The organism is Streptomyces sp. NPDC087420 (genome assembly GCF_044744165.1).
Classification (GTDB): Bacteria; Actinomycetota; Actinomycetes; order Streptomycetales; family Streptomycetaceae; genus Streptomyces.
The window spans coordinates 682007-707041 of sequence record NZ_JBIUXU010000001.1 but is presented as its reverse complement, the minus strand read 5'-3'; the positions used below and the strand labels follow the sequence as shown (position 1 = coordinate 707041).

General features: G+C 74.5%; 4 protein-coding genes and 1 pseudogene. 2 read left to right on the top strand and 3 right to left on the bottom strand.

Going from position 1 to position 25035, the window contains the following annotated elements; all coding sequences use genetic code 11:
- Nucleotides 1–66: 66 nt before the first annotated feature.
- The 3 genes and pseudogenes from ACIO1C_RS02960 to ACIO1C_RS02950 form a co-directional block, all read right to left on the bottom strand.
- Complete coding sequence (locus tag ACIO1C_RS02960) at nt 67–4311, bottom strand: type I polyketide synthase (RefSeq protein ID WP_401857719.1); 4245 nt, start codon at nt 4309–4311, stop codon at nt 67–69.
- 288 nt (nt 4312–4599) lie between these two features.
- Nucleotides 4600–13156 (bottom strand): annotated as a pseudogene (locus ACIO1C_RS02955) (type I polyketide synthase); the annotation flags it as partial.
- Between the two features lie 79 nt (nt 13157–13235).
- Entirely contained in the window at nt 13236–21458 is an 8223-nt protein-coding gene (locus ACIO1C_RS02950; RefSeq protein ID WP_401857716.1) for a type I polyketide synthase, read from the bottom strand.
- A gap of 392 nt (nt 21459–21850) precedes the next feature.
- Between ACIO1C_RS02950 and ccrA the strand changes: the two genes are divergently transcribed.
- Nucleotides 21851–23200 carry a crotonyl-CoA carboxylase/reductase gene (ccrA, locus tag ACIO1C_RS02945; protein ID WP_401857714.1) on the top strand — a complete coding sequence of 450 codons (1350 nt, stop codon included), beginning with the start codon at nt 21851–21853 and terminating at the stop codon, nt 23198–23200.
- A gap of 5 nt (nt 23201–23205) precedes the next feature.
- The gene (locus ACIO1C_RS02940; RefSeq protein WP_401857711.1) at nt 23206–24996 is read left to right on the top strand and encodes a fatty acyl-AMP ligase; all 1791 of its coding nucleotides are present in this window, start codon (nt 23206–23208) and stop codon (nt 24994–24996) included.
- Nucleotides 24997–25035: the final 39 nt, after the last annotated feature.

Below are 25035 nucleotides of genomic sequence, written 5' to 3'. Positions count from 1 at the left end.
TACGGGGGTAGGGAGGTGCGGGGTACGGGGGTACGGGGGCCACCGGCCGGGTCAGGTCAGGTCAGGTCAGGGCAGGGTGACGAGCCACTCCTCCACGGCGGCGGCGGTGGTCCCCGAGTGTTCCTCCAGGACCGAGAAGTGGTCGCCGGGGATGTCTGCGGTGTCGTGCGGCAGCCGCCAGAAGGCGCGGGTGTCGCGGCCGGGGCCGGCGGGGGTGCCGGGCAGCGGCGCCGCGGCGCGCAGGAGGAGGGTCGGGGTGTCGACCGGCCGGGGCTGCCAGGGGCCGAAGGTCCGCAGGTAACCGCCCATCGTGGTCAGGCTGGTGTCGGTCAGCCCCAGGTCGAACGCGTCGAGGCGGTCGACCATCCCGTTGATCATCGCCGGCATCCACCACTCCATTCCGGGCAGCGAGGCGGTGTCCATCGGGTAGGTGTCGACCATCGCCAGGCCCGCCGGGGCCGTTCCCCGGCGTTCCAGCTCCGCCGTCACGGCGTGTGCGACGCAGCCGCCGAGGGACCGGCCCAGGACGGCGAACGGCCGCTCTCCAACGAGGCGTTGGACGGCGTCCGCCTGCATGCGGACGAACGTCTCCGCCGAGTCCGGGAGGGCGCTGTGGTCGGCGTATCCGGGCGCCGGGACGGCGAAGACGTCCCGCCTGTCCTGGAGCGCCTGGCCGAAGCGGGCGTATTCGTGGGGTCCCGAGAGCGCGGTCAGGGCCGGGAAGCAGACCAGCGCCGTGGGGGTGTCGCCCCGTGCCGTACGGGACGTGCCCCGTGCCGTACGGGTGTCGCCCCGTGCCAGCACGACCGGTTGGACGGCGTGGTCGGCGCTCTCCGCCGTGCCGAAGGAGGTTCGCAGCCGGGAGGAGGCCACCACGACCTCGGTGGCGGCCGTGATCTCCTGGGCGGCGCAGAGCCTCAGGTAGAGGGCGGTGAGCGGGCTCGCGGCCAACTCCTCGCCGGGCGCCGCGGGTTGTGCGCTCTCCCTCAGGAGCTCGCCGAGGTGACCGGCGAGGGCCACCGGGGTCGGGTACCGGATGGAGAGCGCGCCGCCGAGCGGCAGGCCCGTCGTGGCGGCCAGCCGGCCGCGCAGCTCCACGGCCGAGAGGGAGTCGAGTCCCACCTCGACGAAGGCCCGTTCGGGCACCAGCACGTCCGCCGAGGCGTGTCCGAGGACGGCGGACGCCTCGGTCCGCACCAGGTCGAGCAGGACCGCGTCCAGGTCGGGTCCTGACAGGTCGGCGTGCCGCTCGGCCCAGGAGGGCCCCGGGGCCTGCGCCACGGGCGCGGGCATGAGGGAAGCGCCGGTGCTGTTGCGGGTCACGGTGGCGTCCAGCCAGTGGCGGCGGCGCTGGAAGGCGTACGTGGGCAGGTCGGCCGGTCGCGGGTCGAGGCCCGCGAACACCGCCCGCCAGTCCACCGGGACGCCGTCCGTGTGCAGGTGGCCCAGGGCCGTCAGGAGGGTGACGGCCTCGGTCCTGCCGCCGCGCAGCACGGGAGCGAGGACGGCCGGTGGGGCCGTGCCGGGGGCCTCGCCCGCGAGGGCGTCGCCGACCATGGCGGTGAGGATGCCGTCGGGCCCCAGTTCCACGAACCGGGTCACGCCGGAGAGGCGCAACTGCCGTACCGCGTCAAGAAATCTGACGGGCCGTCGGGCATGCTCCGTCCAGTACTCCGCGGTGCCCAGCTCCCCCGGGGTCGCGGTCGTGCCGGTGAGGTCGGAGACGACCGGCAGGGTGGGTTCCCGGTAGTCGAGCGCCTTGGCCGTCCGGCGGAACTCGTCCAGCATTCCCTCCATCCGGTGCGAGTGGAAGGCATGGCTGACCCTCAGCCGGGCGGTCCTGCGGCCCCGGTCCCGGAAGCCGGCCGCCAGGGCGAGGACGGGCTTCTCGTCGCCCGAGACCACCACCGAGCGGGGGCCGTTGACGGCGGCGATCCCGGCGACCTCCTCCTGTCCCCGGAGCGCGGCGGCGACCTCGTCCTCCGTCGCCTCGACCGCGGCCATGGCTCCGCCGCCCGGGAGCGCCTGCATCAGCCGGCCGCGCGCCGCGACCAGGGCCGCCGCGTCGGACAGGGAGAACACCCCGGCCACGTGCGCGGCGGCGAGGCCGCCGATCGAGTGGCCCGCGACCAGGTCGGGCCGTACGCCCCAGGCCTCCAGCAGCCGGAACAGCGCGACCTCCACGGCGAAGAGGGCGGGCTGCGCGTACTCCGTACGGTCTAGCAGGCCGCCGTGCGTGCCGGAGAGGACGGCGTCGCGCACGGAATGGGTCAGATGCCCGGCGCAGTGGTGATCGAGAGCGGCGGCCACTTCGTCGAACGCGGACGCGTAGGCGGGGAATTGCTCGTGCAGCTCCCGGCCCATCCCGGCCCGCTGACTGCCCTGGCCGGTGAAGAGGAAGGCGGTCCTACTGCCCCGGGCGGCCGAGGCGCGCGCCCCGGCGCTCCGCACCACGGTGGCCGAGGAGCGCCCCTCGGCCACCGCCCGCAGCCCCCCGAGGACGTCGTCGCGGTCTCCCGCGACAACAACCGCCCGGTGGTCGTGGCCGGCCCGCGCGGCGATCAGCGACCAGGCCACGTCGACCGGATCGAGCGTGGGCCGGGACTCCAACAACGCGACCAGCTTGGCCGCTTGGCCGCGCAGCGCGGCCGGGGACCTGGCGGAGATCAGCCAGGGCAGGACGGTGGACGGTGCGCCCGGGGCGGCGACGGTTCCGCCGGGGGACACGGTGTCGGCGGACGCCGGGGCCGGGGACACGGGGACCGGGGCCGGGGACAGCGGGGCCCGCGAGACCGGCGCCGAGGGCGCCGCGTCGGACGAGAGCCGGTCCGAGGGCACCGCGTCCGGAAGCACCGCGCCCGGGGCGGTCCGGGCCGGGGCCGTACGAGCCGGCGGGGCAGCGCCGCCCCGGGGCGGAGACGCGTCCGCCGGAGCCTCCTCCACGATGACGTGGGCGTTTGTGCCGCTCACTCCGAACGCGGAGATGCCCGCCCTGCGCGGCGTGCCCGTGTCCGGCCAGGGGCGGGCCTCGGCCAGGAGTCGTACGCCGCCGCCCGTCCACTCGACGTGCGGGGTGGGGGCGTCCACGTGGAGGGACTTGGGGAGCGTGCCGTGTTGTATCGCCAGGACCGACTTGATCACACCGGCCACCCCGGCGGCGGCCGCCGTGTGGCCGATGTTGGACTTCAGTGAGCCGAGCCACAGCGGGCTGTCCTCGGGCCGGCCCCGGCCGTAGACCTCCTGGAGGGCCTGCGCCTCGACCGGGTCGCCGAGCGTGGTCCCCGTGCCATGGCCCTCCACCAGGTCCACCTCGTGCGGCGCGAGGCCCGCGACCGCCAACGCCTGCCGGATCACGCGCTGTTGGGCGGGGCCGTTCGGAGCGGTCAGGCCGTTCGACGCGCCGTCCTGGTTGACCGCGGAACCGCGTACCACCGCGAGCACCCGATGCCCCAGCCGCCGCGCGTCCGACAGCCGCTCCACCAGCAGCAGTCCGACCCCCTCCGCCCAGCCCGTCCCGTCCGCCGAGGCCGCGAACGCCCGGCACCGGCCGTCCGGCGACAGACCGCGCTGGCGTGAGAACGCCACAAAACCGGCGGGCGTCGACATCACCGTCGCCCCGCCCGCGAGCGCGAGGTCGCACTCCCCCGACCGCAGCGCCTGCACCGCCAGGTGCAGTGCCACCAGCGACGACGAGCACGCCGTGTCGACCGTCACGGCCGGGCCCTCGAAGCCGTACGTGTACGAGATCCGGCCCGACGCCACACTCGCGAGGTTCCCGATGCCCAGGTAGCCCTCCAGCTCGGCGGGCACCTGGTGGAGCCGGGTGTGGTAGTCCTGCGCCGTGAGCCCGACGAACACACCCGTCCTGCTGCCGCGCAGCGTGTCGGGGGCGATCCCGGCCCGCTCGAACGCCTCCCACGACGTCTCCAGCAGCAACCGCTGCTGCGGATCCGTCGCCAGCGCCTCACGCGGCGAGATCCCGAAGAACTCCGCGTCGAAGTCGGCCGCGTCGTAGAGGAATCCGCCGTGCCGGGCGTAACTGGTCCCCGGCCGGTCGGGGTCGGGGTCGAAGAGCGCCTCCAGGTCCCAGCCACGATCCTCGGGCCAGGGGGAGATGGCGTCGCCGCCGGCGGCGACCAGGTCCCACAGGTCGTCGGGCGAGGCCACCCCGCCCGGCAGCCGGCAGCTCATGCCGACGATCGCGATCGGCTCCCGCAGGCCCGACTCGACCTCACGCAGGCGCCGTTGGGCCTCCCGGGTCTCGGCGAGCGCCCGCTTGAGGTAGCTGCGGAGCTTGTTGTCATCGGCCATCGTCGGTCGCCTCCCCCGCGGAGTCCATCAGTGCGAACAGTTCGTCGTCGGTCGCCGACTCCAGATCGACCTCGCCACCGGCCGGTCCACCGTCGGACGCCGGTGCGTCCGCGCCCCAGTGGGCGGCCAACGCGCGCAGGCGCGCCACCAGTTCGGGGCGGTCCGGGTCCGCAGAGGTGATCCCGGAGGCGATCCGCTCCAGCAGGGCGAGCGCGTCCTGGGCGGAGGCAGGGGCCGACGGAGCGGCGGTGGGCAACCGCGCGGCGAGGTACGCGGCGACGGCCGCCGGGGTCGGGCGGTCGAAGACCAGGGTGGCCGGCAGCCGCAGCCCGGTCGCCGTGGCGAGCCGGTTGCGGAGGTCGACCGCCGTCAGCGACTCCAGGCCGAGATCCTTGAACGCCCGCTCGGCGCCCACCTCTTCGGGGTCGTCGTGACCCAGGACGTCGGCGGTCTGCCGTCGCACCAGATCCAGCAGCGCCTCGTCCCGGTCGGCGGGGCCGAGCGCCGCCAGCTTCGCGGCCAGACCCGAGGATGGTACGGAGTCGGTCTCCTCCTCCACGAAGCCGAAGCCCCCCGTGTCCCCCGCGTCCCCCGCGTCTGCCAAGCCGCCTCCGTCCGCCCGGCGCGGCGGCCCGGCGGGAGCCTGCCCGGCGCCCAGCCAGAAGCGCCGCCGCTGGAACGCGTACGTGGGCAGCTCGACCCGCCCCGGGTGCAGGCCTTCGAACACCGGCGACCAGTCCACCGCGACACCACGGGCGTGCACGACGGCGGCCGAGGCCAGGAAGCGGTCGAGACCGCCGTGGTCCCTGCGCAGGGTCTCGGTCACCGCCACGTCGGCGGCGCCGGCCCGCTCGACCGTGTCCTGGATGCTGTTGATCAGCACCGGGTGCGGGCTGACCTCGATGAAGACGGTGAAGCCCTTCTCCACCAGATCGTGCACGACCGGGGCGAACCGCACGGTCTGCCGGAGGTTGCGGTACCAGTACTCCGCGTCCAGGTCGGCCGGGTCGGCGACCGACGCGGTGACCGTGGAGTACAGCGGCACGTCACCGGCGAGGGGCCGTACGAAGGAGAGCCGTTCGAGCAGCTCCTCCTTCACCTCCTCGATCACCGGGGAGTGCCCCGCGACCGTGGCCGCCCTGATCCGCCGGGCCCGTACGCCCTCCTCCTCGCACACGGCGAGCAGTTCCTCCAGCGCCTCCTCGTCCCCGGCGACCACCGCCGCCGACGGGCCGTTGACCGTGGCCACCGAGAGCCGGCCCGGCCACGCCACGATCCTGCGCTCGACCTCGGCGAGCGGCAGGGCCAGGGAGACCATGCCGCCCTTCCCGACGAGCCCGGCCAGGATCCGGCTGCGCTCCACGACGATCCGGGCGCCGTCCTCCAGGGACAGCACCCCGGCCACGCAGGCCGCGGCGACCTCGCCCTGACTGTGTCCGACCACCGCGTCAGGACGCACGCCGTACGACTGCCACTGCGCGGCCAGGGCCACGAGCACCGCCCACAGCGCGGGCTGGGCCACCTCGACCCGGTCCAGGGACGGCGCGCCCTCCGCCTCGCGCAGGACGTCGGTGAGCGACCAGTCGAGATGCGGAGCCAGCGCCCGCGCGCAGGCGTCGATCCGCTCGGCGAACACCGGGGCGGTGTCGAGCAGTCCGCGTGCCATCCCCGCCCACTGCGAACCGTGGCCGGGGAAGACGAAGACGGTCCTGGCGCCCTCGGCGGCGGCTCCCCTGACGAGGTTCCCGGCCGGTTCGCCGTCGACCAGGGCGCTCAGTCCCTCCGCGAAGCCCTCCTGGTCGGAGGCGACCACAACCGCGCGGTGCTCGAAGTGGGAGCGGTGGGCGAGGAGCGCGTGCGCGGTGTCGGCGAGGGCCGGCGGGGGCTGGGCGGGGTCCAGGAGGGCCAGCAGCCGCGCCGCCTGGGCGGAGACGGCGGTGGGAGTACGGCCGGACAGGACCCAGGGCAGGGGGGTCGGCCGTACGGGCGTCCGAGCGGCGGACACCTCGGCGGCGGGCGCGTCGAGAGTCACGGCTGTCGCGTCCGACGGCTGTTCCAGGATCACGTGCGCGTTGGTCCCGCTCACCCCGAACGACGAGACGCCCGCCCGCAGCGGCCGGCCCGCCGCCTCCCAGGGCCGGTCCTCCGTCAGCAGCCGTACGCCGCCCGCGGACCAGTCCACGTCCGGCGAGGGCGCGTCGATGTGCAGGGTCCTCGGGAGCACCCCGTACCGCATGGCCTGCACCATCTTGATGATCCCGGCGACCCCGGCCGCCGCCTGGGTGTGCCCGATGTTGGACTTGAGCGAGCCGAGCCACAGGGGGCTGTCCCCGGGCCGGCCCCGGCCGTACGCGGCCATCAGCGCCTGCGCCTCGATCGGGTCGCCGAGTGTGGTGCCCGTACCGTGGCCCTCCACCGCGTCCACGTCGTGCGGGTCGAGTCCGGCGCCGGCCAACGCCTGCCGGATGACGCGCTGTTGGGCGGGCCCGTTGGGCGCGGTGAGGCCGTTCGAGGCGCCGTCCTGGTTGACCGCGGTCCCCCGTACGACCGCGAGCACCTGGTGCCCGCGCCGCCGCGCGTCCGACAGCCGCTCCACCAGCAGCAGTCCGACCCCCTCCGCCCAGCTGGTCCCGTCCGCCGACGCGGCGAACGCCTTGACCCTGCCGTCGGGGGCGAAGGCACGGTGCCGGGAGGTGGCGACCATGCCGGACGGGGAGGCCATCACGGCCACCCCGCCCGCGAGGGCGAGGTCGCACTCGCCCGACCGCAGCGCCTGCGCCGCCAGATGCAGCGCCACGAGCGACGACGAGCACGCGGTGTCGACGGTGACGGCGGGACCCTCGAAGCCGTACGTGTACGAGATCCGCCCCGACGCCACACTCGCCGCGCTGCCGTTGTGGATGTACCCCTCCAACTCCGGCGGCAGGTCGTGGAGTCGGCTCGCGTAGTCGTTGTACATCACCCCGACGAACACCCCCGTCCTGCTGCCGCGCAGCGTGTCGGGGGCGATCCCGGCCCGCTCGAACGCCTCCCACGACGTCTCCAGCAGCAACCGCTGCTGCGGATCCGTCGCCAGCGCCTCACGCGGCGAGATCCCGAAGAAGCCCGCGTCGAAGTCGGCGGCGTCGTGGAGGAATCCGCCGTGCTGGGTGTATGTACGGCCGGGGCGGTCCGGGTCGGCGTCGAACAGGCCCTCGTTGTCCCAGCCCCGGTCGGTCGGCCACGGGGTGATCGCGTCGCCGCCGGCGGCGACCAGGTCCCACAGGTCGTCGGGCGAGGACACCCCGCCCGGCAGCCGGCAGCTCATGCCGACGATCACGATCGGGTCGTCGTCGGACGCGGCTGCGGCTGCGGCTGCGGGGAGAGCGGGCGTCGCCGGTGTTCCGGGCTGTGCGCCCAGCAGTTCGGCGAGCAGGAAGCGCGCGAGTGCCTGCGGGGTGGGGTGGTCGAAGACCAGGGTCGGGGTCAGCCGCAGTCCGGTCACCGTGCCGAGCCGGTTGCGCAGGTCGACGGCGGTCAGCGAGTCGAAGCCGAGATCCTTGAAGGCGCGGGTCGCGGAGATGCCCTCCCGGTCGCCCCGGCCGAGGACGGTGGACGCCTCCGACCGGACCAGGCCGATGAGCAGTTCCTCGCGCGCGGTCCCGTCGAGGGCGAGCAGGCGGCCGGCGAGGGTGGAGCCCGTCGCCTCGGGTGCGGAGCGCGCGGCGGGCCGCTTCGTACGGACGACATCGCGCAGGACCGGAGGGATCTGCTCGGGGTCGGCACCGTGCCGCAGGGTGAGCGGGACGAGGAGGGGGTGGTCCGTCCTTCCCGCCGCCTCGAAGAGGGCGAGGCCCTCGGGGGTGGCGAGCGGGCGGGTGCCCTGGCGGGCGTTCCGGCGGTGGGCGGTGTGGTCGAGGTGGCCGGTGAGTTCGCTGCTCTCGTCCCAGAGTCCCCAGGCCAGCGAGGTGGCGGCCAGGCCGCGCGCCCGGCGGTGCGCCGCCAGGGCGTCCAGGAACGAGTTGGCGGCGGCGTAGTTGGCCTGGCCGGGGACGCCGAGCACGCCCGCGGCGGAGGAGAAGAGGACAAACTCGGCGAGGTCCGCGTCCTGGGTCAGCTCGTGCAGGTTCCAGGCCGCGTGGGCCTTGGGCCGCAGGACGGTGTCCAGCCGGTCGGGCGTCAGCGACTCCAGCACCCCGTCGTCCAGGGTGCCGGCCGCGTGCACGACTCCGGTCAGCGGGTGCGCCGCCGGGACGGCCTCCAGGACGGTCCGCAGGGCGTCGCGGTCGGCCACGTCGGCGGCGGTGACGGTCGCGTGTGCGCCCAGCGCGGCGATCCCGGCCAGGAACTCGGCGGCGCCGGGGGTGTCGTGGCCGCGCCGGCCGGTCAGCAGGAGGTGCCGTACGCCCAGCTCGGTGACGAGGTGCCGGGCCACCAGCTTGCCCAGCAGGCCGAGTCCACCGGTCACGAGGACGGTTCCGGCCGGGTCGAACCGCCAGGTGCGGGCGGCTTGTTGAGCGGTGCCGGGTGCGACGGACGCCACGTCGTCCGTACCCGTACCCGTACCCGTGTCCGGTCCGGCCGGTACGAGTCGTGCGACGGACGCGACCCCGTCCCGCAGCGCGAGCTGCGTCTCACCCGCCGCGACGGCGGCGGCCACGGCCGGGGCCAGCGACCGGCGGGACGCGTCGCCGCGGTCGACGTCGGCCAGCAGGAACCGGCCGGGGTGTTCGGACTGCGCGGAGCGCAGCAGGCCCCACACGGCGGCGGTCGTCAGGTCCGGCGCCTCCCCGTCGACGGACACGGCGCCGCCGGTCACCACGACCAGGCGCACGGCGTCCAGTTCGGGGCGGGCGAGCCAGTCCTGGAGCAGGGCGAGCACGCGGTCCAGGGTCGCCCGCGCGCGTGTCGGTACGGACTCGGCGCGCGCCGCCCCGCCGTCATCGCCGGTCCCGGACGCCGGTGAGGCCGGCACCCCGAACCAGACCGCCTCCGGTACGTCCTCACCGGTACGGACCGCCTCGGCGACGGCGGCGGGACCGCTGAACGCCACGGCGTGGCCGCCACCGGGTCCCCCGGCCGCCAGCAGGGCCGGTGTCAGGGAGAGGGTGTCCGGCTGGAGGACCGCGAGTGCGCCGGTACGGGCGGGCGCGGCCGGTACGGCGGGCAGGGGCAGCGCGGTCCAGCCGAGCCGGAACAGCGGCTCCCGGCCGGCGGATCCGGCGCCCAGCTGTCCGGCCGCGACCGGCCGGTAGACCAGGGACGCGATCGAGAGGACGGGCGCGCCGGTGGTGTCCACGGCGTCCAGGGACAGCCCGCCGCCGCCGGTGGGCGCGAGACGGATCCGCAGGGTCGTCGCGCCCGAGGCGTACAACCGCACCCCGCTCCAGGCGAACGGCAGCAGGACCTCGCCCGGTTCCGCCGGGAGCGGTGTGCCGAGACCGGCGGCGTGGAAGGCCGCGTCGAGCAGCGCCGGGTGGACCCCGAACTCCCCGGCCTCCGCCCGCTCCTCGCCGTCGAGGCCGACCTCGGCGAAGATCTCCTCGCCGCGCCGCCACGCGGCCCGCAGCCCCTGGAACCGGGGTCCGTAGATCACCCCGTTCCCGGCGAACCGGTCGTAGACCCCGTCGAGGGAAAGCGCCGTCGCCTCACGCGGCGGCCACGGCACCCCGGTGCGAACGGGGTCCGCCGGTGCGGTCGTACGGGACAGGAATCCGGTGGCGTGCCGGGACCAGCCGGCCTCCTCGGGGGCGTCCTGCTGCCGTGAGTGGACGGCCACCGCGCGCCGGCCCGCCTCGGCCGGGGCGCCCACGGAGACCTGGATCTGGACGGCTCCCCCGGCCGGCAGGACCAGCGGGGCCTCGATCACCAGCTCGTCCACGGTGTCGTGGCCGGCCTCGTCCGCGGCCCGTACGGCCAGCTCGACCAGTGCCGTGCCCGGGATGAGCACGCGGTCGAGCACCACGTGGTCGGCCAGCCAGGGCTGGGCCCGTACGGACAGCCGGCCGGTGAGCAGCAGGCCGTCGCCCTCGGCGGGCCGCAGCGTCGCGCCGAGCAGCGGGTGTCCGGCGGCGCGCAGCCCCAGGCCCGGCACGTCGGCCGTGACGGCGACGGACGGTTCGAGCCAGAACCGCTGGCGCTGGAACGGGTAGGTGGGCAGGTCGGGACGGGCGGCGGGCGGTCCCGCGAGCGCCGGGCTCCAGTCCACGGCGACGCCGTGGACCTGGGTCTCGGCCAGAGAGGTGAGGAAGCGGAGGGGCCCGCCCTCGTCGCGGCGCAGCGATCCCGTGACGACGGTCCGCGCGTCCGCCGCCTCCGCCGTCTCCTGCACGGCGGCGGTCAGTACGGGATGCGGACTGGCCTCGATGAAGACGTCGTGGCCCTCGGCGAGCAGTTTCCTGGTCGCCGGTTCGAACAGGACGGTCCTGCGGAGGTTGGTGTACCAGTAGGTGGCGTCCATCCGGGTGTCGCCGAGCCAGTCCCCGGTGACGGTCGACAGCAGGGGGATCTTGGCGTCGCGGGGTGTGACGGGGGCGAGGACGGTGAGCAGTTCGTCGCGGATCGTCTCGACCTGCGCGGAGTGCGAGGCGTAGTCCACCGGGATCCGGCGGTTGCGGACGCCGTCCCTCTCGCAGGCGGCCATGAGCTCGTCCAGGGCGGTGGGTTCCCCGGCGACCACGACGGAGGAGGGGCCGTTGACCGTGGCGACCGAGATCCGCCCGTCCCAGGGGGCGATCGCGGCCCGCACCCGCTCAAGCGGCAGTGATACGGACACCATGCCGCCGCCGCCCGACAGGGCGCCGATGGCACGGCTGCGCAGGGCGACCACACGGGCCGCGTCGTCCAGGGAGAGGGCGCCCGCGACGTACGCGGCGGCGATCTCCCCCTGGCTGTGGCCGATCACGGCGTCGGGCCGTACGCCGTAGGACTGCCACAGCTCCGCGAGGGACACCATGACCGCCCAGAGGGTGGGCTGGACGACGTCGACCCGCTCGTACGAGGGCGCGCCGCCGGCCCCGCGCAGGACGTCCTCCAGGGACCAGTCCACGTAGGGCGCCAGGGCGCGGGCGCAGGCCGCGACGGACTCGGCGAAGACCGGTGAGGTGTCGAGGAGTTCGCGGGCCATGCCGGTCCACTGCGAGCCCTGGCCGGGGAAGACGAAGACCGTACGGTGGTCGGTCGAGGCGGTGCCGTGTACGAGGCCGGGCGCGGGCTCGCCCGTGGCGAGCGCGTCGAGTCCGGCGAGCAGACCGTCCCTGTCCTCGCCGACGACCACCGCCCGCTCCTCGAACGCGGCCCGCCCGGCGGTCAGTTCACGGGCGACGGCGACCGGGGCCGGGGCGGTGCCGGAGCGGAGGAACGCGGCGAGCGCGGCGGCCTGCTCGGTGAGTGCGGCCGGGGTCTTGGCGGAGAGCACCAACGGCAGCGCGGTGTCGGCGGGTTCGGGGGCCGGGTCCGTGGCGGCCGCCGCGTCCGGCTCGGGTTCGGAGGCCTGCTCCAGGATGATGTGCGTGTTGGTGCCGCTCATGCCGAAGGCCGACACTCCCGCCCGGCGCGGCTGCCCCGTCTCGGGCCACGGCTGATGATCCGTCAGGATCCGTACGGCGCCGGACTCCCAGTCGACGTGCGGGGACGGCTCGTCGACGTGAAGGGTCTTCGGCAGCACGCCGTGCCGTATGGCCTGCACCATCTTGATGACCCCGGCGACCCCGGCGGCGGCCTGCGTGTGCGCGATGTTCGACTTGACCGAGCCGAGCCACAACGGCCGTTCCTGCGACCGGTCCTGGCCGTAGGTGGCGAGCAGGGCCTGGGCCTCGATGGGGTCGCCGAGGGTGGTGCCGGTGCCGTGCGCCTCGACGGCGTCGACCTGGGGGGCCGTCAGCCGGGCGTCGGCGAGCGCCTGGCGGATGACCCGCTGCTGGGCGGGCCCGTTCGGCGCGGTCAGCCCGTGCGACGCGCCGTCCTGGTTGGCGGCCGTCCCCCGGACGACCGCCAGCACCCGGTGGCCGAGGCGCCGGGCGTCGGAGAGCCGCTCCACCAGGAGCAGCCCGGCGCCCTCGGACCAGCCGGTCCCGTCGGCCGCGCCGGCGAAGGCCTTGCAGCGGCCGTCCGAGGAGAGTCCGTGCTGCCGGGAGAACTCCACGAAGGTCGAGGGGGTGGTCATGATGGTCACCCCGCCCGCCAGGGCGAGGTCGCACTCACCGGAGCGCAGCGACCGTACGGCCAGGTGCAGCGCCACGGACGACGCCGAGCAGGCCGTGTCGACCGTGACGGCGGGGCCTTCGAGCCCGAAGGTGTACGAGATCCGTCCCGAGGCGACACTCGCCGCGTTGCCCACGACGATGTACCCCTCCAGCTCCTCCGGTACGGCTCCGGTGGGCGGCGCGTAGTCGTTGCCGTTGGTGCCGACAAAAACGCCGGTGCTGGTGCCGCGCAGGGTGTCGGGGCGGATTCCGGCGCGTTCGAAGGTCTCCCACGCCGTCTCCAGCAGGAGCCGGTGCTGGGGGTCGGTGGCCAGGGCCTCCCGGGGCGAGATGCCGAAGAAGTCGGTGTCGAAGTCCCCCGGGGAGGAGAGGAAGGCGCCGTGCCGGGTGGAGGACGTGCCGGGCCGGTCGGGGTCGGCGTCGAACAGTGTGGACACGTCCCAGCCACGGTCGTCGGGGAAGTCGCCGACGACGTCGCGGCCCTCGGAGACCACGTTCCAGAGGTCTTCCGGGGAGTTGACGCCGCCGGGGAAGTGGCAGGCCATCCCCACGATGGCGATGGGCTCCTGACCGCTGTCCTCGGACTCGCGCAACTTCTTGCGCGTCTCGTGCAGTTCGGCGGTGACCCGTTCCAGGAGGTACCGCATCCGGCTGTCGTTCATGAATCCACCCTTCGTGCGGATTGCCCGGTTCGGGAAAAGCCACGTTCAAGAAGTGCGAGGCCAAGGGGGCCGGCGGGGGTCAGGAGATGCCGAGTTCCTTGCCGATGAAATCCATCAGCTCGTCGTCGGTGGCACCGGAGAGCCCGGCGGCGACGTCCCCGTCCGTGGACGGGGCGGAATCGGCCGGGCCGCCGGCCGCCAGGGCGCCGAGCCGGGCCACGGCCCGTACCCGGTCCGGGTCGTCCTGCGGGACGGCGGCGAACAGCGCCTCCAGCCGGTCGAGTTGGGCGAGCAGCTCCTCGGCCGTGCCGTCCGGCGCCCCTCCTGACGGAAGGAGTTGTCCGTGCAGCAGCTCGGCCAGCGCGAACGGTGTGGGATGGTCGAACACCGCCGTGGTCGGCAGGCGCAGGCCCGTGTGCAGGTTGAGGCGGTTGCGCAGTTCGACGGTCGTGAGGGAGTCGAAGCCCTGCTCCTTGAACCCCCGGTGAATGTCCACGGATTCGACCGGGCGCCCGCCCTGGACCTCGGAGACCTGGGTCCGTACGAACCGCAGGAGCAGCTTGCGCCTGCCCTCTTCGGTCGGCGTCCCGGCCAACTCCCCGACCAGCCCGGCGGGTTCGCCGGCCGCTTCCTGAGAGCCTTCGGCCACTCGGCCACCGGTGAGTTCTTCCAGGAGCGGATGGGAACGCAGCGCCGCGAGGGCCGGCCAGTCGGCGCGGCACACCACGAGGTGCGTCTCGTCGTGGTCGAGGGCCTGTTCCAGTGCCCGTACGGCCAGGTCCGGCGCCATCGGCAGCAGGCCGTACCGCTCGCTGCGGCGCGCCACCTCGTCGCCGGCGATGCCCTCCCCCGCCCACAGCCCCCAGGAGACGGAGGTGGCGGGGCGTCCCTCGGCCCGCCGCCGGACGGCGAGCGCGTCGAGATAGGCGTTGCCGGGGGCGTAGTTGCCCTGTCCCGGTGTGCCGGTGATGCCGGTGGCGGAGGAGAAGAGCACAAACGCGGAGAGGTCGAGATCGCGGGTGAGGACGTCCAGGTGATGGGCGCCGGCCACCTTGACCCGTAGCACCCGGTCCTGCTGTGCGGGGGTGAGCGAGCCGAGCAGGCCGTCGTCGAGGACGGCGGCGGTGTGCACGACGGCGGTCAGGGGGTGCTCGTCCGGGACCGAGGCCAGTACGCCGGCGAGCGCCGCCCGGTCGGAGATGTCGCACGCGGCGAAGGTGACCCGGGCCCCGAGCGCGGTGAGTTCGGCCTCCAGCGCGGCCGCGCCCGGCGCGTCGGCGCCCCGGCGGCTGAGCAGGAGCAGGTGGTCGGCGCCCTTGCGGGCGAGCCAGGTGGCGGTGTGGCGCGCGAGCGCGCCGGTGCCACCGGTGACGAGGACCGTGCCACGGGGCCTCCAGCCGGGTGGCGTGGGGGTGTTCTCGCCGTCGGCCGTGCGGCCTGCCCCGGCCGCGTGGCCCGTCCCGGCCGCTCCGCCGCCGGCCGGCCCCAGCGGGGCTGCCACCAGGCGTCTGGCGAGGAGGCCCTCGGGCCGTACCGCCAGTTCGGCCTCGCCGTGGCGGCCGGTGAGTGCGGTGAGGACCTGGGCGGCGGCGCGCGGGTCCGCCCGTTCGGGGAGGTCGATCACACCGCCCCACTGCGGTGCCTCGACGGCGGCCACCACGGCGAGTCCCCAGACCAGTGCTCCGGTCGGATCGACCGTGCGGTCGTCGCCCGTGCCGGTGGAGACCGCGCCACGCGTCACGCACCACAGCGGTGCCTCGGTGCCGGTACGGTCCACGGCCTGGAGCAGCGCGGTGGTCGCGGCCAGGCCACGCGGCAGCGCGGACAGGCCGGGCTCCGGTTCGCCGTCCAGCGAGAGGAGGGACAGCACGCCGGCCACCGGCTCCGACGGCACCCTGCCCGCCGCGCCGGCGAGCAGCGCGGCCAGGGAGTCCCGGTCCGACCGCGAACCCTCCACCGGGATGCGCTCGACCTGTGCCCCCGCGTCGGTCAGAGCCGCTTCCAGCAGCGGGGCCCAGGCGTCGTACGGCCGGGTCTCCCCGGCGGGCCGCGCGGGCAGCAGGAGCAGCCAACGGCCTTGGACGGGACGGGCGTTCAGGTCCGGAACCGGCTGCCAGCGCACCCGGTACCGCCAGCTGTCCACCTCGGCCGCCCGGCCCTGGTCGCCGCGCCAGGAGGCCAGCAGGGGCAGTACGGCGCCGAGGGCGGTACGGCGCTCGGTGTCGTCGATGCCGAGCGCGGTGGCGAGGGAGTCGAGGTCCTGGCGTTCGACGGGCTCCCAGAACCGGGCGTCGTCGTGTGAGACTTCGGAGGGGGCGGCCGGCGCGGGCGCGTCGGACCAGTAGCGTGCGCGCTGGAACGCGTAGGTGGGCAGGTCGATCCGGCTCGGTCCCGTCACACCGAGCACCGCGCTCCAGTCGACGGCGGCACCCCGCGCGTGGGCCTCACCGAGCGCCGTCAAGAGCGTCTCGGGCTCGGGGCGTCCGGCGCGCAGCAGGGCGGCGAGCGCGGGCGGGGGTGTGCCTTCGGGGTGGTCGCCGAGCAGGGCTTCGCGGGCCAGCGCCGTGAGAATGGCGTCGGGACCCAACTCCAGGTAGGTGGTGACCCCGTCGGCTTCGAGGCGGCGTACGACATCGAGGAACCGGACCGGGCCGCGCGCGTGGGCGACCCAGTGCCCGGCCGTCACCGGCCGGTCGGGAGTGAACAGTTGGGCGTCGAGCGCGCTCAGCAGCGGGATCGCCGGGGCACCGTGGGTGAGTGCCCCGGCCACCCGCCGGAACTCCTCCTCCATCGGATCCATGAGCGGGGAGTGGAAGGCATGGCTGGTCCGCAGCCTGCTGGTCCGGCGACCGCGCGCACGGAACCGCCCCACGACCGCCACCACCGCCTCTTCCTCCCCCGATATGACCGTCGCCGTGGGGCCGTTGACGGCGGCGATGCCCACCGCGTCCTCGTGCCCGGCGAGTTCGGCCAGCACCTCGTCCTCGGCGGCCTCCACGGCGACCATGGCTCCCCCGGCGGGCAGGTTCTGCATGAGCCGGGCGCGGGCGGCCACCAGGGCGGCGGCGTCGGCGAGGGTCAGCGCGCCGGCGGCGTGCGCGGCGGCCAGTTCGCCCACCGAGTGCCCGGCGACGACGTCGGGGCGTACGCCCCAGGACTCCAGCAACCGGAACAGCGCCACCTCCAGCGCGAACAGCGCCGGCTGGGTGTAGAGCGTGCGGTCCAGTTCACCGGACAGATCGGCGGTCCGCTCAGCGGGGGGATCAGCGGGGGGATCAGCGGGGGGATCAGCGGGGGGATCAGCCGCTCCTGTTTCGGCGGTGGGGTCCGCTCCCTGGTCCTGCCGTCCGAAGACGATGTCCCGCAGCGGGGCGGGCGCGTACGCGGCGAGGTGGACGTCGAGCGCGGCGCAGATCTCGTCGAACGCGGCGGCGAAGACGGGGTGGGTCACGTACATCTCCCTCCCCATGCCGAGGCGTTGGCTGCCCTGCCCGGTGAAGAGGAACGCCAGTTTGCCGGGCGCGGCGGACCTGCCCCGTACCACTCCTTCGGCCGACTCCCCCCGGGACAGGGCCCGCACGGCGGTACGGAAGTCCTCCGCGCGCCGGGCCACCACCACGGCGCGGTGGTCGAACACCGACCGGCGGGCCAGGGCGTGACCGACCTCGGCCGGGTCGAGGTCCCCGGAGGTGTTCAGCAGCGTGCTCAGCCGGGCGGCCTGGTCCTGGAGGGCCTGAGGGGTGCGGCCCGACAGGAGCCACGGGACGGGGGCGCCGGACGCGCGGGGCGGGCGCGCGGGCTCGACGGGGGCGGGCGGTGCCTCTTCGAGGATGAGGTGGGCGTTGGCGCCGCTGATGCCGAACGCGGAGACGGCCGCGCGGCGGGGGCGGTCGGTGGCGGGCCACGGGATGTCGCGGGTGAGGAGTTCGACGGAGCCGCGGGTCCAGTCGACGTGCGGGGTGGGCCGGTCGACGTGGAGGGTCCTCGGCAGCAGGCCGTGGTGGAGGGCCTGCGTCAGCTTGATGACCCCGGCGACCCCGGCGGCGGCCTGGGTGTGTCCGAGGTTGGACTTCAGCGAACCGAGGTGGAGGGGACGGCCGTCGGGGCGGTTCTGTCCGTACGTGGCGAGGAGCGCCTGGGCCTCGATGGGGTCGCCGAGGGTGGTGCCGGTGCCGTGGGCTTCTACGGCGTCGATGTCGGCAGCCGTCAACCCGGCGTCTTTCAGTGCTTGTTCGATGACGCGCTGCTGGGAGGGGCCGTGGGGCGCCGTCAGTCCGTTGCTGGCGCCGTCCGAGTTGACCGCGCTCCCCCGGATCAGAGCGAGTACGCGGTGGCCGTGGCGCCGGGCGTCCGACAGGCGCTCCAGCAGGACCAGTCCGACCCCCTCCGACCATCCGGTGCCGTCGGCGGCGGCGGCGAAGGGCTTGCAGAGGCCGTCGGGCGCCAGGCCGCGCTGTCGGCTGAACTCGGTGAACATCCCCGGTGTGGACATCACGGTGACCCCGCCGGCCAGGGCGAGCCGGCACTCGCCGGACCGCAGCGCCCGGGCGGCGAGGTGGAGGGCCACGAGGGACGAGGAGCAGGCCGTGTCCACGGTGAGCGCGGGGCCCTCAAGGCCCAGCGCGTAGGCGATCCGGCCCGAGGCGACGCTGACGGTCGCGCCGGTCAGCCGGTAGCCGGCCTGGCCGCCGGTGGCCTCGTGGAGCCGGGGCCCGTACTCCTGCTGGGTGGCCCCGACGAACACCCCCGTCCTGGTGCCGCGCAGGGTGGTGGGGTCGAGGCCGGCCCGCTCGAAGAGTTCCCAGGACGTCTCCAGGAGCAGCCGTTGTTGCGGGTCCATCGCCTCGGCCTCGCGGGGCGAGAGCCCGAAGAACTCCGGGTCGAACCGGTCGGCGTCGTGGAGGAACCCGCCCCGGCGTACGTACGAGCCGCCCGGCTTCTCCGGATCGGGGTCGTAAAGGCCCTCGTCCCAGCCCCGATTGACCGGGAAGCCGCTTGTCGCGTCCGTCCCGGAGACCAGCAACTCCCAGAGCTGCTCGGTGTTCTCGGCGCCGCCGGGCCAGCGGCCCGCCGTGGAGACGATGGCGACGGGGTCGTCGTCCTCGGGAGCGGACTCCGGCTCTTCCCGCAGGGTCGGTTCCGGCGCTGTCTCCTCCTCCGGGCCGTGGGTGCGGTCGGCCTCCGCCTCCAGGTGCCGTACGAGAGCGAGGGGGGTGGGGTGGTCGAAGGTCAGCGTCGCCGGGAGCCGCAGTCCGCTCGCCCGGGAGAGCCGGTCGGCGAACTCGACCGCGCCCAGCGAGTCGAGGCCCAGCGCCTTGAACGTCTGCTCGGGATCGATGCGCTGTCCCGGCGCGTGGCCGAGGATGTCGGCGGCGGTGCCGAGGACAAGCCCGAGGAAGTCGGCCCTGGGGCCGGGGGCGGGGGCGGCGACTGTGTCCGGCGCGGGCTTCCCGGTCCCGGTCCCAAGGGCGGTGGCGTCAACGTCCGGGGCGGGCGCGTCGACGGCCGGGGTGGAATCCGGGCGCGTGTGAGTGGATGCCCGCCCCCTCCCGCCGTCCGCCCCGTCCCCGGGGTCGGCCGCCTCGAAGCGGAAACGGCGTCGGCGGAACGCGTAGGTCGGGAGGCCGGTGCGCTCGCGCCGGCCCTCGCCGAAGAAACCGGACCAGTCCGTGTCGGCGCCGTCCACCTGGAGCCCGGCGAGTCCGGTGAGCACCGAGAGCCGCTCGGGCACCCCGGCACGCAGCAGGGGCACGACGGACGCGTCCGGTGCGCCGGCGACCGCCGCCAGGCTGCCCGTGGTCAGGGCGGTCAGGACGTTGCCGGGGCCCAGCTCCACGTATCCGGTGACACCGCGCGCCGCCAACTGCCGTACGCCGTCGTGGAAACGGACCGGCCGTCGGATGTGCTCGGCCCAGTAGTCCGGCGAGGTCAGCTCCTCGGGGCGGGCGGGCAGACCGGTGACGTCGGACACCACGGTGATCGTCGGCTGCCGGAAGGTGAGCCCGGCGGCGACGCTCCTGAACTCCTCGACGGCGCTGTCCATGTGCGGCGAGTGGAAGGCGTGGCTCACCCGCAGCCGACGCGTTCTGCGCCCCTCCCCCGAGAACCGCTCCGCGACCTCCAGCGCCGCCTCCGGGTCGCCCGAAACGACCACTGAGCGCGGGCCGTTGACGGCGGCGAGCGATAGCCGCCCCGCGTACCCGGCCAGCAGCGGCGCGACCTCCGCCTCGGTCGCCTCCAGGGCGATCATGGCCCCGCCCTCGCGGGCCGCCTCCATCAGCCGGCCCCTGGCCGCGACGAGCACGGCCGCGTCGGCGAGCGGGAGTACCCCCGCCACATGCGCGGCGGCGAGGCCGCCGATGGAGTGGCCGAGGACGAAGTCCGGTGCGGGCAGGTGGTGTTCGAGCAGCCGGTACAGCGCCACGCCCAGCGCGAACAGCCCTGCCTGCGTGTATTGCGTACGGTCGAGCAGGGCGGCGTCCGCCGAGCCGGGCGCGGCGAAGAGGACATCGCGCAGCGGCCGGCCGAGGTGGGGGTCGAGATGTTCGCACACCTCGTCCAGGGCCTCGGCGAACGCCGGTGTGGTGCGGTGGAGTTCGTGTCCGGTGCCGGCCCGCTGGCTGCCCTGGCCGGGGAAGAGGAAGGCGACGGGTCCGGCGGCCCGCGCGGGTGTACGGCCGGTCACGGTGCCCGGAGTGTGCTCGCCGCGCGCCAGCGCGTCCACCGCGCGCAGCAGTGTCTCGCGGTCGTGGCCGAGCGCGACGGCGCGGTGGGCGAAGAGGGTGCGCGTGGTGGCGAGGGCGTGGCCGACGCCGTCGGGGGTGAGGCCGGGATGGGCCCGGACGTGGGCGGCGAGCCGTTCGGCCTGCCCTCGCAAGCCCTCGGGTGTACTCCCGGACAGCGGCCAGGGCAGAACAACGTCGGAATCACCGGCACCGGCCTCGGCACCGACACCGCCGATCCCGGGCCCCGTCACCAGGGGCGTCGCGGGCGGTTCCGCCAGCAGCACATGGCAGTTGGTCCCGCCCATCCCGAAGGAGCTGACCCCGGCGACGAGCCGCCGGTCCGCCCTCGGCCAGGGGCCCAACGCCCGCTGTACCCGCAGCCGCAGGGCGTCGAGCGGGATCCGCGGGTTCGGCGTCTCGTGGTTCAGGCTCGCGGGGATCTGCCGGTGCCGGATGCTGAGGACGGTTTTGAGGAGGCCTGCGATCCCGGCCGCGCCCTCCAGGTGGCCGATGTTGGTCTTGGCGGAGCCCACCAGCAGATGGGCGTCGCCGGAACGGCCCGTACCGTACGCGGCGCCGAGCGCGGCGGCCTCGACCGGGTCCCCCACCGGGGTGCCGGTGCCGTGGAGTTCGACGTACTGCACGTCGCTCGGATCGACACCGGCCTGTTGTGCCGCCTGGAGCAGCAGGTCCCGTTGGGCGTCGGCGCTCGGTACGGTCAGCCCGTCGGTGGCCCCGTCGTTGTTGACGGCGCTGCCGAGGATCACACTGTGGATCCGGTCGCCGTCGGCGAGGGCCGCGGCCAGTGGCTTGAGGAGCACCATGCCGCCGCCCTCGCCGCGTACGTATCCGTTGGCGCGGGCGTCGAAGGTGAACGAGCGGCCGTCCGGGGAGAGTCCGCCGAAGCGGGCGGCGGCGGAGGTGCTGTCGGGCGCGAGGTTGAGGTTCACCCCGCCGGCCAGCGCGAGCGCGCAGTCCCCGTCGCGTACGGCGCGGTAGGCGAGGTGGAGGGAGACCAGCGCGGACGACTGGGCGGAGTCGACGGTCAGGCTGGGGCCGCGCAGACCGAGGGTGTACGAGACCCGGTTGGCCAGGAGTCCTCGATTGAGGCCGGTCAGGGTGTGGCGGGTGACGGGGGCCGCGTCCTCGCGGTGGCGGAGCATCGCGTAGTCGTACGCCATGGCGCCGACGTACACCCCGACGGTGGTGCCTGTCAGGGTGGCGGGGACGATGCCCGCCTCTTCCAGTGCCTCCCAGGCCAGTTCGAGGACAAGTCGCTGCTGCGGGTCCATCTCGGCCGCCTCGCGCGGGGAGATGGAGAAGAACGCGGCGTCGAAGTGGTCGACGTCGTCGAGGAACCCGCCCGGCAGGTCGCCGTCCGTCCGGCCGTCGGTGTCCCGGAACGGCCCCCGGTCGCCCGGCCGTCGGCGGATCGCGCTCCCGCCCCGCCGCAGCAGGTCCCAGAAGGCGTCGGGGTCGGGCGCCCCGGGCAGCCGGCACGCCAGTCCGACCACGGCGACGGGTCCCGCGCTGTCGTGGCCGGTCCCGGCCGAATGCGTGTCGCCCTGCCTGGTCATCGTAATGGCCGAACCCTTCTCGTACTCCGCGGAAAGCGGAAAGCTGTCCGCGGCGCCGGCATTCCACCGGGATTTCCAGGAAAGTATCGGAAAGGAAAACCGGCACGAGCACCTGCGGATCGTCCGCACCGATTCCGAGGCCATTTCCTGTGTCCGGGCCCCGGCGCTATCGCCCACAGTCTCACCGCCGGGAGTTTTCCCCCGCTACCCCTAGCCTCCCCCTAGGACCGCCAACCACCTGGGCGGGCTGACGAACATGACGTCACCTCAGCGATTGGGCGGGCTTTCGATAGGGGTCGGGATTAGGGGTTCCCATGCGAAAGCGGCCCACCGTAGCGTCTGCCGCAAACATTCGGCAGCCTCATGAATCGTCCGGCCCGAGGGGAATACACATGGATTCGTTGACCGAGGCAGTTCTCCGGGGGGCCTCCCCGGACGAGCTGGAGCGCGCTCCGGTCCCCGAAGATTTCGTGGCCGCCCATATCCGCCAGGAGGATGTCGGAATTTTCGACGGCGCGGCCGACAAAGACGTACGGCGGTCCCTGAAGGTGGACCGGGTGCCGATGCCGGAGCTGGCGCCCGACGAGGTGCTGGTGGCCGTGATGGCCAGCTCGATCAACTACAATACGGTCTGGTCTGCCACCTTCCAGCCGGTGTCGACGTTCAACGCGCTCAAGCGCTTCGCCAGGACCGGGGGTTACGCGGCGCGGCACGACCAGCCGTTCCAGGTCGTCGGCTCGGACGCGGCCGGGGTGATCGTGCGGACGGGCGCCGGGGTCCGCCGCTGGAAGGTCGGCGACCACGTGGCGGTCAACGCGGCGGTCGTGGACGACCAGGACCCGGTGACCCACTCCGACGGCATGCTCGGCGCCGACCAGAAGGCGTGGGGGTACGAGACGAACTTCGGCGGCCTGGCCCACTACACCGTGGTGCGCGCCAGCCAGTTGCTGCCCAAGCCGGCCCATCTGACGTGGGAGGAGACGGCCTGCGTCCCACTGTGCGGCGGTACGGCGTACCGCATGCTGGTGAGTGACCGGGGCGCCCGTATCAAGCAGGGTGACATCGTCCTGATCTGGGGCGCGACCGGCGGTCTCGGCGCGTTCGCGGTGCAGCTCGTGAAGAACGGCGGGGGCATCCCGGTCGGTGTGGTCAACTCCGAGGCGAAGGCGAAGCTGCTGCGGAAGCTCGGCTGCGACGTCGTGATCAACCGTGAGGAGATCGGGATCGGCGGTGAACCGGGCGCGGGGGCCGGGACGGTGGAGCTGGCCAAGCGACTCGGCCGGGCCATCCGGGCGGAGCTGGGCGAGGACCCGCATGTGGTGTTCGACCACGTCGGCAGGGCCACGTTCGGGATCTCGGTCATCGTGGCCCGCCGGGGCGGCACGGTCGTCACCTGCGGGTCGAGCACCGGGTACGACCACTCCTTCGACAACCGCTATTTCTGGATGAACCTCAAGCGCATCGTCGGCAGCCACGGCATGAACCTGCACGAGGCGGCGGAGATGATGCGGCTGCTGAAGCTCGGCAGTGTCTCGCCGGTGCTGTCCGACGTGTTCCCTCTGTCGGAGGTCGGCGAGGCGGCCCGCCTCGTGCAGACCAACAGCCACACCGGCAAGGTCGGTGTCCTCGCCCTCGCGCCGGAACCGGGTCTCGGGGTGACGGACCATCAGCTGCGCGCCAGAATCGGCGAGGAGCGGCTGGGTCCGCTGAGGTCCGTACCGCAGCCGGCCCTCGTCGGATGAGCGCCGTGAGCGCCCTGACGGGCGGGAGCACCACCACCCTGGCCCCGGCGCCCCCGGGCCCCGCGACCACCGCGCTGCCCAGCCTGCCCGAGGTCCTGCGCCTGCGCGCCAGGACGCGGCCCGACGACCTCGCCTATGTCTTCCTGCGCAACGGGGAGAGCCCGGAAGAGAGCCTGACGTACGGTCAACTCGACCTCGCCGCAAGGGAACGGGCGTCCGCCCTGGACGCGGCCGGGCTCGGCGGCGGCGCCGCCGTGCTGCTCTACCCGTCCGGCCTGGAGTTCGTCTCGACCCTGCTCGCCTGCATGTACGCGGGGGTCGCGGGCGCTCCCGTACAGGTGCCGAGCAGGCGGCGCGGCCTGGAGCGGCTGCGCCGCATCGCCGACGACGCGGGCACGTCCACCGTCCTCACCACGACGGCGGTCAAGCGCGACCTGGAGGAACGCTTCGGCGACACACCGGAGTTGGCCGGACTGACGCTGGTGGACACCGAGGCGCCGCACGCGCCGGGGGCCGGGGAGTGGGCCGGCCGGGCGGCCGGTCCTGACGACATCGCGCTGCTCCAGTACACGTCCGGTTCGACCGGTGACCCGAAGGGGGTGCGGGTCACCCACGCGAACTTCCGCAGCAACGTGGCGGAGACGGACGAGCTGTGGCCGTGCCGTTCCGACAGCGCGGTGGTCAACTGGCTGCCGCTCTTCCACGACATGGGCATGCTGTTCGGGGTTGTCCTGCCCCTGTGGGCGGGGATTCCCGCCTATCTCATGGCTCCTGAGGCGTTCATCCGCCGGCCGGCGCGCTGGCTGGAGGCGATCTCCCGGTTCCGGGGCAGTCACACCGCCGCGCCCAGCTTCGCGTACGAACTGTGTGTCCGGGACGCGGCCGACAACGGGGTGCCGGACGGGCTCGACCTGTCCTCGCTGCGGGTGGCGGCCAACGGGGCCGAGCCGGTCCGGTGGGACACGGTCCTGGCCTTCACCGAGACGTACGCCCCGGCCGGGTTCCTGGCCAGGGCGATGTCCCCCGGCTACGGGCTGGCGGAGAACACCCTCAAGGCCACGGGGAGCCGTGAGGACCGCGACCCCACTCTGCTGCGGCTCTCGGCCGACGCGCTGCGGGAAGGCCGGGTCGTCTCGGACGAGGGGCCCCGGGGCGTCCCCGTCGTCGGCAGCGGAACGACCGTCGGTACCACCACGGTCCGCATCGCCGGTCCCGAGACCCTGGCCGGGCTCCCCGAGGACACCGTCGGCGAGATCTGGGTCAACGGCCCCTGCGTGGCGGACGGTTACCACGGGCGGCCCGAGGAGAGCCTGCGGACCTTCGGGGCCCGCCTCGCGGGCGAGGAGAAGGTGGGGACCTGGCTGCGCACCGGCGACCTCGGGTTCGTCCACGACGACGAACTGTTCGTGACCGGCCGGCTGAAGGACGTGATCATCCGCAAGGGCCGCAACTACTACCCGCAGGACATCGAGGTCTCCGCGGAGAGCGCGGACCCGGCGCTTCAACCGAACTGCGCGGCGGCGTTCTCCGTGGACGACGGCGCGGCCGAGCGGCTGGTGCTGGTGGTCGAGGCGGACGGCCGTGCGCTGCGGGACGGTGGCCGGGACGGTCTGCGTACGCGCGTACGGGACGCGGTCCTCGACGGCCAGCGGCTGGAGGCGGACGAGATCCTGCTGGTCAGAAGGGGTTCGCTGCCCAAGACGTCCAGCGGGAAGGTGCAGCGCCGCGAGACCCGGCGGCGGTATCTGGACGGCGGGTTCGGGGCGCGGACGGCCCCGCCCGCGCGGGAGGCGTGATGGCGGGCGCAGAGGTGACGGGCGCAGAGGTGACGGCGG

Coding starts and splice junctions, on each gene's coding strand:
- ACIO1C_RS02960 (WP_401857719.1), bottom strand. CDS start 4,311: ATGGCCGATGACAACAAGCTCCGCAGCTACCTCAAGCGGGCGCTCGCC.
- ccrA (WP_401857714.1), top strand. CDS start 21,851: ATGGATTCGTTGACCGAGGCAGTTCTCCGGGGGGCCTCCCCGGACGAG.
- ACIO1C_RS02950 (WP_401857716.1), bottom strand. CDS start 21,458: ATGACCAGGCAGGGCGACACGCATTCGGCCGGGACCGGCCACGACAGC.